Below are 16,335 nucleotides of genomic sequence, written 5' to 3'. Positions count from 1 at the left end.
CGTTCTTACGGTCTGCGCATCACGAGCTTGGGAGGCCGCAATGAGCATGGTGGTTGAGACCGAAACCCTTGCGCCGCAGGCAAAACGACGCGGCCGGTGGATCGACGACTGGAACCCCGAGGACGCGGAGTTCTGGGAGCGCAGCGGGAAGAAGGTGGCGCGCCGCAACCTGATCTTCTCGATCCTGGCGGAGAACCTGGGCTTCACGGTGTGGAGCCTGATGAGCATCGTCGTGGTGAGCCTGGGCTCGGTCGGGTTCTCCTTCAGCGTCGGCCAGACCTTCTGGCTGCTCATCGTGCCGAACCTGGTCGGCGCGGTGCTGCGCATCCCCTACACCTTCGCGGTGCCCCGGTTCGGCGGCCGGGCGTGGACCACGATCAGCGCGGGCCTGCTGCTGGTCCCGACCACCATGCTCATCATCGCCGTCACCAACCCCGGCACGCCGTACTGGTTCTTCCTGCTCACCGCGGCGACCATGGGCTTCGGCGGCGGCAACTTCTCCTCCTCCATGGCGAACATCTCGTTCTTCTACCCGGAGGGCAAGAAGGGCCTGGCGCTGGGCCTGAACGCGGCGGGCGGCAACCTCGGTGTCGCGATGGTGCAGCTGGTGGTGCCGATCGTGATCACCATCGGCACGGGCGTGCACCTGGCCTACGCGGCGCTGTTCTGGATGCCGTTCATCATCATCGCCACCGCGTGCGCCTGGTTCGCGATGGACAGCCTCACCCAGGCCAAGCCGGACGGCACGTCCTACCGCAAGGCGCTGTCGAACAAGCACACGTGGGTGATGTCGTTCCTGTACATCGGCACGTTCGGCTCGTTCATCGGCTACTCGTTCGCGTTCCCGTCGCTGATCAAGCTCAGCTTCGTGGAGTACAAGGGCTTCGTCGCGCTGGCGTTCCTGGGTGCCCTGATCGGGTCGGTGAGCCGGCCGTTCGGCGGGTGGCTGTCGGACCGGTTCGGCGGCGCGAAGGTGACCCTGGCGGTGTTCCTGGGCATGGCGGTCGGTGTGGTGGGCGTGCTGGTGAGCGTGAGCACGAAGACGTTCCCGCTGTTCTTCGGCTCGTTCATCGCCCTGTTCGTGCTGGCGGGCGTCGGCAACGGCTCGACCTACCGGATGATCCCGGCCATCTTTGCCACCCAGGTGGAGGAGACCGCGTCGGCCAAGCGCCAGGCGGCGGCCGTGGTGGGCATCGCGGGCGCGATCGGCGCCTTCGGCGGTGTGCTGGTCAACCTGGTGTTCAAGTTCTCGCTGGAGGGCAGCAAGACGCTGACCCCGGCCCTGACCGCGTTCCTGGTGTTCTACGGGCTCTGCGTGGCCACCACCTGGTGGTTCTACCTGCGCACGCGCGTTTTCGCGCGGGTCCCGAGCCTCGCCTACGCGGGTGTGTGACGCGCAGGGTGTGACGCGCACGACGCTCTGACGTGCGGCGTGAGGCTGCTTTAACACCTGCGCAACATTCGCGACCTTGTCACGACACGGTGCCCGGTGAGCATAGCTGGGCAAGAGGAAGGAATGGTCCCATGACGCGAACGCTGGTTGTCGTCGGTCACGGCATGGTCGGACACCGTCTCGTGCAGGCGCTGCGCGAGAAGGACGTGACCGACCAGTGGCGGATCGTCGTGTTCGCCGAGGAGGGGCGTCCCGCCTACGACCGTGTCGCACTGTCGTCCTACGTGGACACCTGGGACGCGGAGACGCTGAGCCTCGCGCCGCACGAAGACCCGATGGTCGAGCTGAACCTGAACGACCTGGTCGTGCACATCGACCGGGACAACAAGGTCGTCCGGAGCATGTCCGGCCGGGCGCAGTCCTACGACGCGCTGGTGCTGGCCACCGGGTCGGTGCCGTTCGTGCCGCCGGTCCCCGGCCGCGACCTGCCCGGGTGCCACGTGTACCGCACGATCGAGGACCTGGACGCGATCCGGGCCACGGTCGAGAGCGCGCACTCGTCCGGCCGGCACGCGGGCATGGTGCTCGGTGGCGGCCTGCTCGGCCTCGAAGCCGCGAACGCGTTGCGCGGCATGGGGATCTCCCCGCACGTGGTCGAACTCGGCCCGCGCCTGATGCCGTTGCAGGTGGACGAGGGCGGCGCCGGGCTGCTGCGCAGACTGGTGGAGAAGCTGGACCTGACCGTGCACACCGGCACGTCGGCGTCCTCCATCGAGCGCGACGGCGACCGCCTGATCGCCAAGCTGTCCAACGGCACCGAGCTGGACCTGGACGTCGTCGTGTTCTCGGCGGGCATCCGGCCGCGCGACCAGCTCGCCCGCGAGTTCGACCTGGCGGTGGGCGAGCGCGGCGGCATCGTCGTGGACTCGGCGTGCCGGACCTCGGACCCCGACATCTACGCCATCGGCGAGTGCGCCAACATCGGCGGCGTGGTGTACGGCCTGGTCGCCCCCGGCTACTCGATGGCCGAGGTGGTGGCCGACCGGCTGCTCGGCGGCACCGCCGAGTTCCCCGGCGCGGACACCTCGACCAAGCTGAAGCTGCTGGGCGTGGACGTGGCGTCGTTCGGCGACGCGCACGCCCAGACCGAAGGCGCGCTGGAGGTCGTGGTCAACGACGCCGTCGCCGGGACGTACGCCAAGGTCGTGGTGTCCGACGACGCGAAGACGCTGCTGGGCGGCATCCTGGTCGGCGACGCGTCGAAGTACCCGGTGCTGCGCCCGCTGGTCGGGCGTCCCGTGCCCGGCGACCCGGTGTCGCTGATCGGGCCGGCCGGGGGCGTGGAGCTGTCGCTGCCCAACGACGCCCAGGTGTGCTCGTGCCACGCGGTGACCAAGCAGCACATCGTGGACGTCATCTCCACCGGCGAGGCCGTGGACGTGCCGGGCATCAAGGCGTGCACCAAGGCCGGCACGGGCTGCGGTTCGTGCGTGCCGATGCTGAAGAAGCTGCTGTCGGAGTGCGGTGTCGAGCAGTCCAAGGCGCTGTGCGAGCACTTCGAGCAGTCCCGCGCGGAGCTGTTCGAGATCGTGCGGGTGACCGGCATCACCACCTTCACCGAGCTGATCTCCCGGTACGGCCGCGGGCGCGGCTGCGACCTGTGCAAGCCCGCCGTCGCCTCCATCCTCGCGTCGCTGGACAACGGGCACGTGCTGGAAGGCGAGCAGGCGGTGTTGCAGGACACCAACGACCGCTTCCTGGCCAACCTCCAGCGCAACGGCACCTACTCCGTCGTGCCGCGCATCCCCGGCGGCGAGATCACGCCGGAGAAGCTCATCGTCATCGGCGAGGTGGCGCGGGACTTCGGCCTGTACACCAAGATCACCGGCGGCCAGCGGATCGACCTGTTCGGCGCGACCGTGGACCAGCTGCCGCAGATCTGGAAGCGGCTGGTGGACGCCGGTTTCGAGTCCGGCCACGCCTACGGCAAGGCGCTGCGCACGGTGAAGTCCTGCGTGGGCACCACGTGGTGCCGCTACGGCGTGCAGGACTCGGTGGGCCTGGCGATCGAGCTGGAGCTGCGCTACCGGGGTCTGCGGTCGCCGCACAAGCTCAAGTCCGCCGTGTCCGGGTGCGCGCGCGAGTGCGCCGAGGCCCGCGGCAAGGACTTCGGCATCATCGCCACCGAGAAGGGCTGGAACCTGTACGTGGGCGGCAACGGCGGCTTCACGCCCCGGCACGCCGACCTGCTGGCGTCCGATGTGGACACCGAAACGCTGATCAAGCTGATCGACCGGTTCCTGATGTTCTACATCCGCACCGCGGACCGGTTGCAGCGCACGTCGACCTGGATCGAGAGCCTCGAAGGCGGGTTGGACCACCTGAAGGCGGTGATCGTGGACGACAGCCTCGGCATCTGCGCCGACCTGGAGGCCGCGATGGCCAAGCACGTGGACAACTACGCCGACGAGTGGCGTGGCGTGCTGGAGGACCCGGAGAAGCTGGCCCGGTTCACCTCGTTCGTGAACGCGCCCGGCACGCCCGACCCGACGATTTCCTTCCGCGAGGAACGCGGTCAGAAGGTTCCTGTCCTGTTGGGGATTCCGGAGGTCGTCCGATGACACCCGTGTGCGAGTTGAGCGCGTTGCAGCCGGAGCGCGGGGTGGCCGCGCTGCTGCCCGACGGCACCCAGGTCGCCGTCTTCCTCACCCACGACGGCCAGGTGCACGCGCTGGGCAACATCGACCCGTTCAGCGGCGCCGCCGTGCTGTCCCGGGGCATCGTCGGCGACCGGGGCGGCGTGCCGGTGGTGGTGTCGCCGGTCTACAAGCAGGCGTTCGAGCTGAGCACCGGCAAGTGCCTGGACGACCCGTCCACCGCCGTCCCGGTCCACCCGGTCCGCGTGGCCGACGGGATCGTCCAGGTCGGGTCCCCGTGAACGCCGCCCCGCTGGCCGGGTACACGGTCGGAGTGACCGCCGCCCGGCGGGCCGACGAACTGACGGCGCTGCTCGAGCGCAAGGGCGCGACGGTGGTGCACGGTCCGGCCATCCGGATCGTGCCCCTGCCCGACGACGCCGAACTGCTCGCCGCCACCCGCGAGGTGGTCGAGCAGCCGCTGGACGTCGTCGTCGCCACCACCGGCATCGGCTTCCGGGGCTGGGTGGAGGCGGCGGAGGGCTGGGGCCTGGCGGCGCGCCTGCTCAACCGCTTGTCCGGGGCGCAGGTGATGGCCCGCGGCCCCAAGGCGCGCGGTGCGGTGCGGGCGGCGGGCCTGGTCGAGGCGTGGTCCCCCGAGGGCGAGAGCAACGCCGAGCTCCTGGACCACCTGATCCGGATGGGCGTGGCGGGCAAGCGGATCGCGGTGCAGCAGCACGGCGAACCGCTGCCCGACTTCGTGTCCGCGCTGGAGGCGGCCGGGGCGGAGGTCGTGCCGGTGTCGGTGTACCGGTGGACGGGTCCGGTGGACAGCGGCCCCTTGGACCGGTTGCTGGACGCGGTCCTGGCTCGTCAGGTCGACGCCCTGACCTTCACCAGCGCGCCGGCGGCGGCGAACCTCCTCAAGATGGCCTCGGCGACCGGTCGGTACAAGGAGCTGGTGGGCGTCCTGAGGTCCGATGTGCTGGTGGTCGGGGTCGGCTCGATCACCGCCGGCCCGTTGGTCGCGGCCGGCGTGCCCGTCGTCCAGCCCGCCAGGGCGCGGATCGGTGCCCTCGCCCGCGAACTGACCTTGGCGTTGCCCGCCCGCGCCACCCGGTTGCGCATCGCCGGCCGGGACATCGAACTGCGCGGCCAGGCGGTCGTGGTGGACGGCGAACTCCGCCCGGTCGCGCCCGCCCCGATGGCCGTGCTGCGCGTCCTGGCGGCGGCCCGCGGCCGGGTCGTGTCCCGCCGCGAACTGCTGGCGGCCCTGCCCAGCGGCGGCGAGGAACACGCGGTGGAAACCGCGATCGGCCGCCTGCGGACGGCGTTGGGCGAGCCCCGGATGGTGACGACGGTCGTGAAGCGCGGCTACCGATTGGCCATGGACCCCGCTGGAGTCGCGGTATGACGTTGGTTCTCGTGGCGCACGGCACCCGTGACCCCGCCGGTGCCGTGGTCGTGGAGGAGATCGCTGCCCTGGTGCGGTCGCGCTTGGGCGGCGTTCCGGTGCGAGTGGCTTACGCCGATGTCCGACAGCCCGACGTGACGGCTGTTTTGCGGGACGTGCCCGGCCCGGCGGTCGTCGTGCCGGCTTTCCTGGCGGCCGGGTACCACGTGCGGGTGGACATCCCCGCTCAGATCGCGGCCTCCGGCCACCCCGACGTGACCGTGACCGCGCCCATCGGCCCTGCTCTCCTGCCCGCCGTGGTCGCACGGCTGGAGGAGGCCGGCTGGCAGCCCGGCGACTCGGTGGTGCTGGCAGCGGCCGGCTCGTCCGACGAGCGAGCGCTGAGCGAGGTCCGCAAGGTGGCCCAGGCCCTGTCCCGCCGCGTCGGCGGCCCAGTCCAGGTCGGCTACGCGGCCACCGCGTCGCCGCACATCTCCGACGTGGTCGCCGCCACACCGGGCCGGGTGGCAGTGGCGTCGTGGCTGCTCGCGCCGGGCCTGTTCCACCGCGCGGTGGCGGAGTCGGGCGCGGCCGTGGTGGCAGCCCCCATCGGTGCCCACCTACGAGTGGTGGAGGCCGTGCTGTTGCGGTACTACCAGGCCAGATGCCTGGAAGACGTCGCATAGAAACCGCACGAACAGCTTTTCAACGCGCGCAGCGCGTGCTTTTCGGCGCGCGCAGCGCGCTGTGGTCGCACCACAAGTGGAGGGCCTCGGTTCCCCCACCGTATGGCCTGCCCGAAGGGCTACCACAGATTTCCCGGGGTGCAGCCGAAAGTTTTTGCGAGGAACGAGCAAAAAGTTTTAGCGGCACCCCGGGAAATCTGTGGTTGGCTCCGCCAGGCCATGCGGTGGGGGAACCGACGCCCTTCACCCCCCATCGGTGGTCTCCCAGCCGCTTTTGATCTTGAGAGCGCGCAGCGCGTTCGGCTTGAGAGCGAAGCGTTCTGCTTGAAGATCTTGAAAAGCGAAAAGCGAAAAGCGAAAAGCGAAAAGAGAAAGAGCCTCGCCGGCGGGCAGGCCGCCAAGGATGGACACAAGAGAAAGGGCGGGGGCTTCTTGCTTGTGCCATCCCCGTATGGCCTGGCGGAGCCTACCACAGATTTCCCCGGGTGCCGCTAAAACTTTTTGCTCGTTCCTCGCAAAAACTTTCGGCTGCACCCGGGGAAATCTGTGGTAGCCCTTCGGGCAGGCCATACGGGGATGACACAAGCAAGAAGCCCAGGCAGGGTGGTGCCGCGCGGCAGCCCATCGAAAAGCACGCGCTGCGCGCGCCGGTGGTCGGGGTGGGTGGTCCTGGTGGGTTGCGGTGGGGTGGGAATAGTTGAGCCTTCAACAAGGTTGGACCGGCTGAGCGACCCCGAGCCCGGTGGTCCCGCCGAAGGAGGCAGTGATGCCCGCCATCACCGCAGACACCCTGACCCTGCCCCGCCTGCACGAGCTGCCCGAAGCCGCCACGGCCTGGCGTCCGGTGCGGAAGGTGGTCCAGGCGCAGAAGTTCTTCGAGGGTGAGGGCTTCCAGGTCCGGCGGCCCTTCCCCGGCGTGGACCTCGCGCTGGCCGACCCCTTCCTCCTGCTCGACCACATGGGTGCCGTCGAGTACGGGCCGGGTGAGGCCAAGGGTGCGCCCTGGCACCCGCACCGCGGGTTCGAGACCGTCACCTACATGATCGACGGGGCCTTCGAGCACCAGGACTCGACCGGTGGCGGCGGTCTGATCACCGATGGGGCGACCCAATGGATGACAGCCGGCAGCGGAGTCCTGCACAGCGAGTTGCCGCCGCAGGAGATGGTGGCCAAAGGTGGCCTGTTCCACGGCGTCCAGCTCTGGGTGAACCTGCCCAAGGCCGCCAAGTGGACCCCGCCGCGCTACCAGGACATCAAGGCGCGTGACGCCGTCCTGCTCTCCAGCGACGACGGTGGCGCGCTGGTCCGGGTGATCGCCGGCGACGTGGCGGGCTACCGCGGACCGGGCATGACCTACACGCCGATCACCTACCTGCACGCGACGCTCAGCGCCGGTGCCCGCCTCGCGCTGCCGTGGCCGGAGGACTTCAACGCCCTGGTCTACGTGCTGTCCGGGCGGGGGACCGTCGGGGCGGAGCGGCGTCCGCTGGAAGAAGGGCGGTTGGCGGTGTTCGGGCACGGGTCGGCGGTGACCATGCGGGCCGACACCACCTGGGACGTGCTCGTCCTGGGCGGGCTGCCCCTGAACGAGCCGGTGGCCCGGTACGGGCCGTTCGTGATGAACACCCGCCGGGAGATCCTCGACGCGATTGAGGACTTCCAGGCCGGGCGACTGGGCCGGACCCACGTGCCGCACGTGAGCCCGGCGGACGAGGAGGTCTGACGATGACCGACATCCGAGAGCTGACCGACGTCCGGGAGCTGCTGGACAAGGGGCGCGAGTTCCGGGCCGCCGGTGACCCGAGCGGTGCCGCGCGCTTCCTCGCGGAGGCGGCCGAGCGCGTGCCGACCGACCGGACGGTGCTGACCGAGCTGGCGCTGGCGCACTTCCAGTCCGCCGCGCTCGGCCGGGCCGAGGTCGTGTTGCGCACGCTGGTCGACCTCGACCCGTCCGACGGCTACACCCGGCTGCTGCTGGGCCGCACGCTGTCCCGGCAGAGTCGGCACGCCGAGGCGTTGCCGCAGCTGCGCCTGGCCGCCGCGCTGACCCGGGACCCCGAGGTGGACGCCGAGGTCGAGCGGGTCGCCGCGCGGGTCACCACAGGCCCGGCGGCTCCTCCTCCTTCTCCTTGACGGCCTCTTCCCAGCGGTACGTGCGCAGGTTGACCTTCCCGTTGTCGGCCACCACGCCTTCCTCGCGCAGCAGTTGCAACTGCTCGTCGGCGATGTGCGGGGCGCACGTGCCGTTGGCGCGCAGCACCCGGTGCCACGGCAGGTCGTGCCCGTCCTGGTTCAGGACCTGGCCGACCAGCCGGGGTGACGGGGCGCGGGACAGGTCGGCGACGTCGCCGTAGGTGGCCACGCGTCCGCGGGGGATCGACCGCACCACCTCGCGGACCAACTCGTGCAGCTCTTCATCCACCGGCCAAGGATTCCACTCAGCCCGTGTAGCCGGCCACGACCCTGGTGAAGTCCCAGGTGCCCTGGTTCGTCCCGGAGCAGTCGGACGTGGAACCGCCGCAGTTGCCCCGGTCCCGGTTGGTGGCCCAGAACGTGAAGCGGGCCAGGTGCTTGCTCGCCGCCCAGTCGCGCATGGACCGGAACTGGGCCGTGGTGACGGTCTCGCCGGTGTCGGTGACGCCGTTCATCGAGGACAGGCCGCTGCGCCGGTAGGCGGCGTCGTCGGTGAGTCCGAACGTGGCCTTGACGTGGTTCTTCAGGCCGTCCACGGACGACTTGGTCGCGGCGACGAGGTCGCTGGGCCCGCCGAAGTTGAACGGCATCACCGACCACACGTCGATCGGAGCGCCCAGTTCCTTGGCGCGGGTGATCAGGCGCTTTCCCCAGCTGTTGGGGCCGGACCGGTCGGTGGGCATGGTGATCACCGTGCGGACGCCGGGGTTGTTCTGCTTGACGATCTTCAGCGCGCCCAGGACGCGGTCCTGCGTGGTGGCGTTCTCGAACTCGGCGGCCTCGATGTCGATGTCGATCGCCTTGAGCTGGTAGGCGTTGATCACCTTCTGGTAGGCCCCGGCGAGCGCGGAGGCCGACGAGCAGTACTGGCCGAGCTTGCGGCCGGACCAGCCGCCGAACGACGGGATCACGTCGCCGCCGGCCGCGCGGATGGTGCGGATCAGCGTGGCGTCCGAGCCGGTCAGCGACCGTGAGCCGTCCCACGCGGGGTTGCAGCCGCCGTCGGACAGGACGAACGCGAGCGTGAAGGTCTTCACGCCGGTGGCGTTCATGACGTTCACCGGATCGGGTTTGTTGCCCCACTGGTACAGGTAAGGGGACGCGAGGACGGGGTTCGGCGCGGCCTCCGCGACCGGGGCCAGGGCCATCGCCGCGACGCCCGCGGTGAGCGCGATCGTCAACCGCCGCAAGGGTTTCATCGTTCCTCCAGACCGCAGGGAGGAGCCGTCCGGCGGCGGAGGGGACGGCTCCGGTCGGGTCCCAAAGTGGACTGGACCACTGAGTTTGTCAAGACCTCGTACAAAAGGGGGTGCGCCGGGATTGTCGGTGGGTCGTGGTTCCATCGGCACGTGGCACACAACCGGGCTCCGTTGCTGGTGCGCCGGGTGCGGGAGGACCGCCCCGAGCGCCACTGGGACGCGCCCGCGCGCGCGGTGTTCGACCACGCCGGTGGGCCGCTGCGGGTGCTCGGCGGCCCCGGCACGGGCAAGACCGAGCTGCTCGCGGAGGTCGTGGCCGACCGGGTGCGCCGGGGCGGGGTGCACCCGGAACGCATCCTGGTGCTGACACCGAACCGGCGGGCGGCGGTGTCCCTGCGCGCCCACATCACCCGGCTGCTCACCAGCAGCGCCGAGGGCGAGGTGCTGCCGACCACGCAGGAACCGCTGGTCAGAACCGTGCACTCCTACGCGTACGCGGTGCTGCGGGCGCAGGCCGTGCAGGCGGGGGACCCCGCGCCCCGGCTGCTGTCCGGTCCGGAGCAGGACGCGGTGGTGCGCGAGCTGCTGGCCGGTGACGTGAGCATGGGCGCGCGGAAGTGGCCCGAGCGGCTGCGGCCGGCGTTGGCGCTGCCCGGGTTCGCCCAGGAGCTGCGCGACCTGCTGCTGCGCGCCACCGAGCGCGGGTTGGCCCCGGAGGACCTGGTCGAGCTGGGCCGGGCGCAGGGCCGGGACGAGTGGGTGGCGGCCGGGCTGTTCGCGATCCAGTACGAGCAGGTCAGCCTGCTGGCCGGGGCGGGGCAGGGGCTGGCGGCGTCCTACGACGCGGCGGAGCTGGTGGGCAGCGCGCTGCTGGCGTTCGACACGGAGCCGGACGTGCTGCTGGGTGAGCAGCGCCGGGTCCGGCACCTGCTGGTGGACGACGCGCAGCACCTCGACCCGCTCCAGTTCGAGTTCATCTCCCGGTTGGGCGGTGCGGCGCAGGAGTTCGTGCTGGCGGGCGACCCGGACCAGGCCGTGTTCTCCTTCCGCGGCGCGGACCCGGTGCTGCTGGCCGACACGGACTGGCCCACCGTCGTGCTGCGGCAGAGCCACCGGATGGCGCCGGAGATCCGGGACGCGGTGCGACGGCTGTCCCTGCGGCTGCCCGGCACGTCGCCGACCCGGGACGTCCTGCCCGTCGACGGATCGGGGCACGTGCAGGTGCGGCTGTTCGCGTCCGGCGCGCAGGAGGCGAGCTGGGTGGCCGACCAGTTGCGGCGGGCGCACCTGATCGACGGGGTGCCGTGGTCGGAGATGGCCGTGATCGCGCGGTCCACCAGCCGGTCGCTGCCGGTGCTGCAACGGGCGTTGCTGGCGGCGGGCGTGCCGGTGGCGGTGCCGACCGACGAGCTGCCGTTGGCGCAACAGCCCGCCGTGGCGCCGTTCCTGGCCCTGCTGCGGTGTGCCGCGGCGCCGGGGACGTTGGACGAGGACACGGCGGCCATGCTGCTGGCGTCACCGCTGGGTGGCGCGGACCCGTTGGCGTTGCGGCGGTTGCGGCGCGGCCTGCGCCGGCTGGAGATGGCCGCCGGCGGCGACCGGCCCAGCGGTGAGCTGCTGGTCGAGGTGATCGAGGCCGACGACCGGCTGGCCGCGCTGGAGGACGCCGAGGCCATGCCCGCGCGGCGCGTGTCCGGCCTGTTGCGCAAGGCGCGCAAGGGGATCGACGAGGGGCAGAGCGTCGAGCAGGTGCTGTGGGACCTGTGGCAGGCCACCGGGCTGGAGAACCGCTGGGTCGCGCAGTCCGCCCGGCACGGCACGTCCGGCATGCAGGCCGACCGCGACCTGGACGCGATCGTGGGCCTGTTCGAGGCGGCGGCCAAGTACGTGGACCGGCTCCCCGGTGCCGGTGCCGAGGGGTTCGCGGACTACCTGGCCGCGCAGGAGATCGTGGGCGACACGCTGGCCGCGTCCGCCCCGGTGGGCGAGGCGGTGACCGTGCTGACCGCGCACGCGTCGGCCGGTCGGGAGTGGACCGTGGTGGCGGTTCCCGGCGTGCAGGAGGGCAGCTGGCCGGACCTGCGCCTGCGCGGCTCGCTGCTGGGCGTGGAGCGGATGGTCGACACGCTCGCCGGCGTGGGCGACGAGGTGTCCGCCGTCGCGCCACTGCTGGCCGAGGAGCGCCGGCTGCTGCTGGTCGCCGTCAGCCGGGCGCGGCGGACATTGCTGGTCAGCGCCGTGCGCGGGGAGGACGAGCAGCCGTCGCGGTTCCTGGACGAGATCGAGGAGCTGTCCACCGACCAGCCCGAGCGCCCCACCTTCACACCGGAACGCGGCCTGGTGCTGGCTGAGCTCGTGGGGGAGTTGCGGCGGGTCGTGTGCTCCGACGACGAGACCGAGGACCGGCGCACGCGTGCGGCGACCCAGTTGGCGCGCTTGGCGGCGGCCGGTGTCCCGGGCGCGCACCCGGATTCCTGGTACGGCTTGGCCGAGGTGACCACCGACGATCCTCTGTGGACAGAGGAGCACACGGTCAGCGTGTCGCCCTCCACAGTGGAGGTGCTGTCCAAGTGCCCTCTCCGGTGGGTGGTGGAACGCCACGGCGGCCAGGACCCGGCCGAACTGGCGTCGGTCACCGGAACGCTCGTCCACGCCCTCGCCCAAGCCGCCGCGACCGGTGCCGACGAGAAGGAACTCCGCGCCAAGCTGGCCGAGGCGTGGTCCGCCGTGGACGCCGGCGCGCCCTGGTTCTCCCGCCGGGAACGCCTGCGCGTGGAGAAGATGCTCGACACCTTCCTCACCTGGCTGGCCGCCAGCCGGGACCAGTTGACGCAGGTCGCGGTGGAGCACGAGATCAACGTGGAGGTGCCCAAGCAGGAGGGTGGGCCGTGGCTGCGGGTCCGGGGCCGGGTCGACCGCCTGGAGACCGACCGCGAAGGCCGCCCGGTGGTGATCGACCTCAAGACCGGCAAGTCCCCGGTGACCAGGGAAGAAGCCCGGCAGCACCCGCAGTTGGCGGTCTACCAGCTGGCCACGTCCCTCGGCGGGTTCACCCACCTGGGCCTGGGCACCGACCCGGGCGGCGCGCGGCTGCTGTACGTGGCGAAGGAGAACAAGAAGACCGGCGCCACCGAACTGGAGCAGGCCCCGCTGGACGAGCAGGGCGTTCGCGTCTGGCTGGAGGCCGTCCAAGCCGCGGCCGGCTCCAGCGTGGGGCCGTCCTACACGGCCGTGGAGAACTCCGACTGCGACCGCTGCCCGGCCCGCACGACCTGCCCCATCCACCCCTCGGGCCGGCAGGTGAGCCAGTGAGCACACCCACTCGTCCCGGCCGTTGCTGCGGGTCGCCGAAGATTCGTCCGACCGGAGTCGGAGAATGCAGGGCGTGGTGGCGCCGGGTGGACGACGAGCGGACGAGCGGGCAGAGCTCGCCAGCCCGTTCGAGGTCGCCGAAGCGCTCGGCCTGCCCAAGCCCACCCCCGAGCAGGCCGCCGTCATCGCCGCACCCACCGCGCCGGCCCTGGTCGTCGCGGGTGCCGGCGCGGGCAAGACGGAGACCATGGCCGCCCGGGTCGTCTACCTGGTCGCCAACGGCTTCGTCACCCCCGACCGCGTCCTGGGCCTGACCTTCACCCGCAAGGCCGCCCGCCAGCTGTCCGACCGCGTCCGCGCCCGCCTGCGCCGCCTGGGCGGGTCACCGCTGCTGGACCGCCTCGACCCCAGCGGCGAACGCCGGGCCGCCGTCCTGACCGCCGAACCGGTCATCCTGACCTACCACGCCTACGCGGGCCGCCTGGTCGGCGAGCACGGCCTGCGCCTGCCCGTCGAACCCGGCGTCCGCCTGCTCACCGAGACCGCGTCCTGGCAGCTCGCCCACCGGGTCGTGTCCACGTGGGCCGAGGACATCGACACCGACAAGATCCCGCCCACGATCACCGGCTACCTGCTCGCCCTGGCCGGTGAACTCGGCGAACACCTCGTGGACCCGCAGGACCTGCGCAAGCACGCCGACTGGTTGACGCGGGTCATCGAGTCCGCGCCCAAGACCGCCCGCCAACGCGACGGCCTGCCCGAGAAGCTGAAGGACGTCGTCAACGCCCAGCGCCTGCGGGTGAACCTGCTCCCGCTGCTGGAGGCGTACCAGGTCCGCAAGCGCCGGGAAGCGGCGATGGACTTCGCCGACCAGATGTCCCTCGCCGCCCGCCTCGCCGACCAGTACCCGGAGGTCGCGCAGGGCGAACGTGAGCGCTACGGCGCGGTCCTGCTCGACGAGTACCAGGACACCGGCCACGCCCAGCGCGTCCTGCTGCGCGCCCTGTTCGGCCGGGGCGAGCCGATGGCCGTCACCTCCGTGGGCGACCCGGCGCAGGCCATCTACGGCTGGCGCGGCGCGTCGGCAGCCAACCTGCCCCGGTTCGTCCAGGACTTCCCGCCCGCCCGCAAGTACGGCCTGCTCACGAGCTTCCGCAACCCGCCCGAAGTCCTGGCCCTGGCCAACGCGGTCTCCGCGCCCCTGCGCGCTTCCGGTCTGGACGTGGACGAGCTGCGCGCCCGCCCCGGTGCCGGACCCGGTGACGTCCGGATCGGCTTGTTCGACACGGTCCGCGCCGAGCTGGACTGGATGGCCGACACCGTCGCCGCCCAGTGGGAAGCGCACCTGGACGAAAGCGACGAACCGCCCACCGCCGCCGTCCTGGTCCGCCGCCGCGCCGACATGGCGCCCATCGCCGCCGCCCTGCGTGAACGCGGCCTGCCCGTCGAGGTCGTCGGGCTCGGCGGACTGCTCGACGAGCCGGAGGTCCGCGACCTGGTCAGCGCGCTGCGCGTGCTGGTCGACCCGCTCGCCGGCACCGCCGCCGCCCGCCTGCTGACCGGCTCCCGCTGGCGGGTCGCCGCCAAGGACGTGGCCGCTTTGTGGGCGCGGGCACGTGACCTGGCCGGGTCGCCCAGCCGCCAGTCCGTCGTGGACGACCCGCTGGCCGTCCTGGCCGACGCCCTGCCCGGTGAGCACGCCGAACAGGCGGGCCTCGCCGACGCGCTGGACGACCCCGGCGACCCGACCACGTACTCCGCCGAGGGCTACCGCCGCATCCGCCGCCTGGGCGCGGAGCTGTCGGCCCTGCGCCGGAGGTTGGACCAGCCGCTGCCCGAGCTCGTCGCGGACGTCGAGCGCACCCTCCTGCTCGACATCGAGGCGATGGCCCGACCCGGTGGCGTCGGCCGGGCCCACCTGGACGCGTTCGCCGACGTCGTCGCGGACTTCGCGGCGGCCAGCCCGTCCGCGACCCTGCCCGCTCTGCTGGACTACCTCTACACCGCCGAGCACGCCGAGGACGGGCTCGAACCCGGCGAGGTGGAGGTCGCCGAGAACCGCGTGCAGGTGCTGACCATGCACTCCGCGAAGGGCCTGGAGTGGCACATCGTCGCCTTGCCGCACGTGGTGAAGGACGTGTTCCCGGGCCGGAAGAAGACGTCGTGCTGGCTGAAGGCCGTGGCCGAGCTGCCCGCCGACCTGCGCGGCGACGCCCAGGACCTGCCCAAGCTGCGGATCCCGCCGGGCGCGAACCGCAAGGAGGTCGAGGAGGCCCTCGACAAGCACGCCGACGACTTCGAGGACCGCCGCCTGGTCGAGGAACGCCGCCTGCTGTACGTGGCGCTGACCCGGGCCGAGCACTGCCTGCTGGTGTCCGGCCACTGGTGGGCCGAGACCGGCGACAAGCCGAAGGGGCCGTCCGCGTTCCTGGTCGAGCTGCGAGACGCGGTCTTGTCGGCCGACCACCCGCCCGCCGACATCGCCCACTGGTCCCCGCCACCGGCCGAGGACGAGCCCAACCCGCTCGCGTCCGAGGTCAAGAGCGCCCACTGGCCCGCCGACCCCTTGGGCAAGCGCCGCGAGGCCGTGGCAGAAGGCGCCCGCTTGGTCCTCGACGCCCTGGACCGCCACCTGGCCGAGCAGACTCCGGAGCAAATCGAACTCCCGCTCACCCTCGACCCGGCCCCGCCTCCCGACCTCCCTCCCGAGCCCGAGGACTACGACCTCCCACCCGAACCCGACTTCGACGACGAACCCCCCGAGCCCGACGACCCCTACGACGTCGAAGAACCCGCGTTGCCGGAACCCGAACCGGAACCGGAACCCGCACCGGAAGAGGACGAGGTCGACCCGGAGGGTTGGGCACGCGACGTCGACGTCCTCCTGGCCGAACGCGCCGCCGCCGCGGACCGGCGCGAACGCGTCGTGCTCCCCGACCACCTGTCGGTCAGCCAGTTGGTCGAACTCGCCGCCGACCCGGACCAACTGGCCCGCCGCCTGCGCCGTCCCCTGCCGTTCCCGCCCAACCCGATGGCCCGCCGCGGCACGGCGTTCCACACCTGGCTCGAACAGCGGTTCGGTGCCAGCCGCCTGCTCGACCTGGACGAACTCCCCGGCGCGGCCGACGAGGGCGCGGCTCCCGACACCGAGTTGAAGCGCCTGCAGGAGGCGTTCCTGGCGAGCCAGTGGGCGGACCGCACCCCGTACGACGTCGAGGTGCCGTTCGAGACCGAGATCGACGGGATGTCCGTGCGCGGCCGGATGGACGCGGTGTTCGCCGACCCCGACGGCGGCTGGACCGTCGTGGACTGGAAGACCGGCGCGGTCCCCGACGAGGAACGGCTACCGGCGCTGTCCGTGCAGCTGGCGGCCTACCGCCTGGCGTGGGCGGCCCTGAAGAAGACCCCGGTGGAGAAGGTCCGAGCGGCCTTCCACTACGTCCGCCACGACCACACACTGCGCCCCGCCGACCTGCTGGACGCCGACGGCCTCCGCGCCCTGATCAGGAACGTGCCCGTCTAG

Annotated in this window: 12 protein-coding genes; 9 read left to right on the top strand and 3 right to left on the bottom strand. The window is 71.8% G+C overall.

Annotation, left to right across the window (positions count from 1 at the left end):
- Positions 1-40 precede the first annotated feature (40 nt).
- The 5 genes from DFJ66_RS18855 (at position 41) to DFJ66_RS18835 (ending at position 6,108) form a co-directional block, all read left to right on the top strand.
- Complete coding sequence (locus DFJ66_RS18855) at positions 41-1,393, top strand: MFS transporter (RefSeq protein WP_121222837.1); 1,353 nt, start codon at positions 41-43, stop codon at positions 1,391-1,393.
- Between the two features lie 131 nt (positions 1,394-1,524).
- Positions 1,525-4,014 carry a nitrite reductase large subunit NirB gene (nirB, locus tag DFJ66_RS18850; protein WP_121222835.1) on the top strand — a complete coding sequence of 830 codons (2,490 nt, stop codon included), beginning with the start codon at positions 1,525-1,527 and terminating at the stop codon, positions 4,012-4,014.
- Positions 4,011-4,331 (top strand): nitrite reductase small subunit NirD, encoded by a 321-nt coding sequence (gene nirD, locus DFJ66_RS18845; RefSeq protein WP_121222833.1) that lies wholly within the window; start codon positions 4,011-4,013, stop codon positions 4,329-4,331. Before nirB ends, nirD begins: the two co-directional genes overlap by 4 nt.
- A complete protein-coding gene (locus tag DFJ66_RS18840; RefSeq protein ID WP_121222832.1) occupies positions 4,328-5,443 on the top strand; it encodes a uroporphyrinogen-III synthase in 1,116 nt (371 codons plus the stop codon). Before nirD ends, DFJ66_RS18840 begins: the two co-directional genes overlap by 4 nt.
- Positions 5,440-6,108, top strand: a complete 669-nt coding sequence (locus DFJ66_RS18835) for a sirohydrochlorin chelatase (protein ID WP_121222829.1) — start codon at positions 5,440-5,442, stop codon at positions 6,106-6,108. The genes DFJ66_RS18840 and DFJ66_RS18835 overlap by 4 nt, the downstream gene beginning before the upstream one ends.
- A 243-nt stretch (positions 6,109-6,351) precedes the next feature.
- Here the strand turns inward: DFJ66_RS18835 and DFJ66_RS42175 are convergent, their stop codons facing one another.
- Positions 6,352-6,642, bottom strand: coding sequence for a hypothetical protein (locus DFJ66_RS42175; protein ID WP_147459305.1), 291 nt, complete (start codon positions 6,640-6,642; stop codon positions 6,352-6,354).
- Between the two features lie 232 nt (positions 6,643-6,874).
- Between DFJ66_RS42175 and DFJ66_RS18830 the strand changes: the two genes are divergently transcribed.
- Together DFJ66_RS18830 and DFJ66_RS18825 are read left to right on the top strand one after the other, a co-directional pair.
- A complete protein-coding gene (locus tag DFJ66_RS18830) occupies positions 6,875-7,831 on the top strand; it encodes a pirin family protein (protein WP_121222827.1) in 957 nt (318 codons plus the stop codon).
- A 2-nt stretch (positions 7,832-7,833) separates the two neighbouring features.
- Entirely contained in the window at positions 7,834-8,241 is a 408-nt protein-coding gene (locus DFJ66_RS18825; protein ID WP_246029814.1) for a tetratricopeptide repeat protein, read from the top strand.
- On the opposite strand, the gene DFJ66_RS18820 is transcribed toward DFJ66_RS18825, so the two are convergent.
- Both DFJ66_RS18820 and DFJ66_RS18815 read right to left on the bottom strand, forming a co-directional pair.
- Entirely contained in the window at positions 8,204-8,530 is a 327-nt protein-coding gene (locus DFJ66_RS18820; protein ID WP_121222825.1) for an MGMT family protein, read from the bottom strand. The two genes, DFJ66_RS18825 and DFJ66_RS18820, sit on opposite strands and share 38 nt — an antisense overlap.
- Before the next feature lie 16 nt (positions 8,531-8,546).
- On the bottom strand, positions 8,547-9,500 hold the full coding sequence (locus DFJ66_RS18815; protein WP_121222823.1) for a chitinase: 954 nt from the start codon (positions 9,498-9,500) through the stop codon (positions 8,547-8,549).
- A gap of 150 nt (positions 9,501-9,650) precedes the next feature.
- Between DFJ66_RS18815 and DFJ66_RS18810 the strand changes: the two genes are divergently transcribed.
- Both DFJ66_RS18810 and DFJ66_RS18805 read left to right on the top strand, forming a co-directional pair.
- Positions 9,651-12,812, top strand: a complete 3,162-nt coding sequence (locus DFJ66_RS18810) for an ATP-dependent helicase (protein WP_121222822.1) — start codon at positions 9,651-9,653, stop codon at positions 12,810-12,812.
- A 64-nt stretch (positions 12,813-12,876) separates the two neighbouring features.
- Positions 12,877-16,335, top strand: a complete 3,459-nt coding sequence (locus DFJ66_RS18805) for an ATP-dependent helicase (protein WP_121222820.1) — start codon at positions 12,877-12,879, stop codon at positions 16,333-16,335.

It is taken from the genome of Saccharothrix variisporea (assembly GCF_003634995.1).
GTDB lineage: Bacteria > Actinomycetota > Actinomycetes > Mycobacteriales > Pseudonocardiaceae > Actinosynnema > Actinosynnema variisporeum.
Note: the sequence above shows the minus strand (reverse complement) of the source record. Positions and strands in the feature narration are given on the sequence as shown.

Excerpts from the sequence above, each read along its gene's own strand:
- DFJ66_RS18825 (WP_246029814.1), top strand. The coding sequence starts at position 7,834 with ATGACCGACATCCGAGAGCTGACCGACGTCCGGGAGCTGCTGGACAAG.
- DFJ66_RS18805 (WP_121222820.1), top strand. The coding sequence starts at position 12,877 with ATGCAGGGCGTGGTGGCGCCGGGTGGACGACGAGCGGACGAGCGGGCA.
- DFJ66_RS18855 (WP_121222837.1), top strand. The coding sequence starts at position 41 with ATGAGCATGGTGGTTGAGACCGAAACCCTTGCGCCGCAGGCAAAACGA.
- nirB (WP_121222835.1), top strand. The coding sequence starts at position 1,525 with ATGACGCGAACGCTGGTTGTCGTCGGTCACGGCATGGTCGGACACCGT.
- DFJ66_RS18815 (WP_121222823.1), bottom strand. The coding sequence starts at position 9,500 with ATGAAACCCTTGCGGCGGTTGACGATCGCGCTCACCGCGGGCGTCGCG.
- DFJ66_RS18835 (WP_121222829.1), top strand. The coding sequence starts at position 5,440 with ATGACGTTGGTTCTCGTGGCGCACGGCACCCGTGACCCCGCCGGTGCC.
- nirD (WP_121222833.1), top strand. The coding sequence starts at position 4,011 with ATGACACCCGTGTGCGAGTTGAGCGCGTTGCAGCCGGAGCGCGGGGTG.
- DFJ66_RS18830 (WP_121222827.1), top strand. The coding sequence starts at position 6,875 with ATGCCCGCCATCACCGCAGACACCCTGACCCTGCCCCGCCTGCACGAG.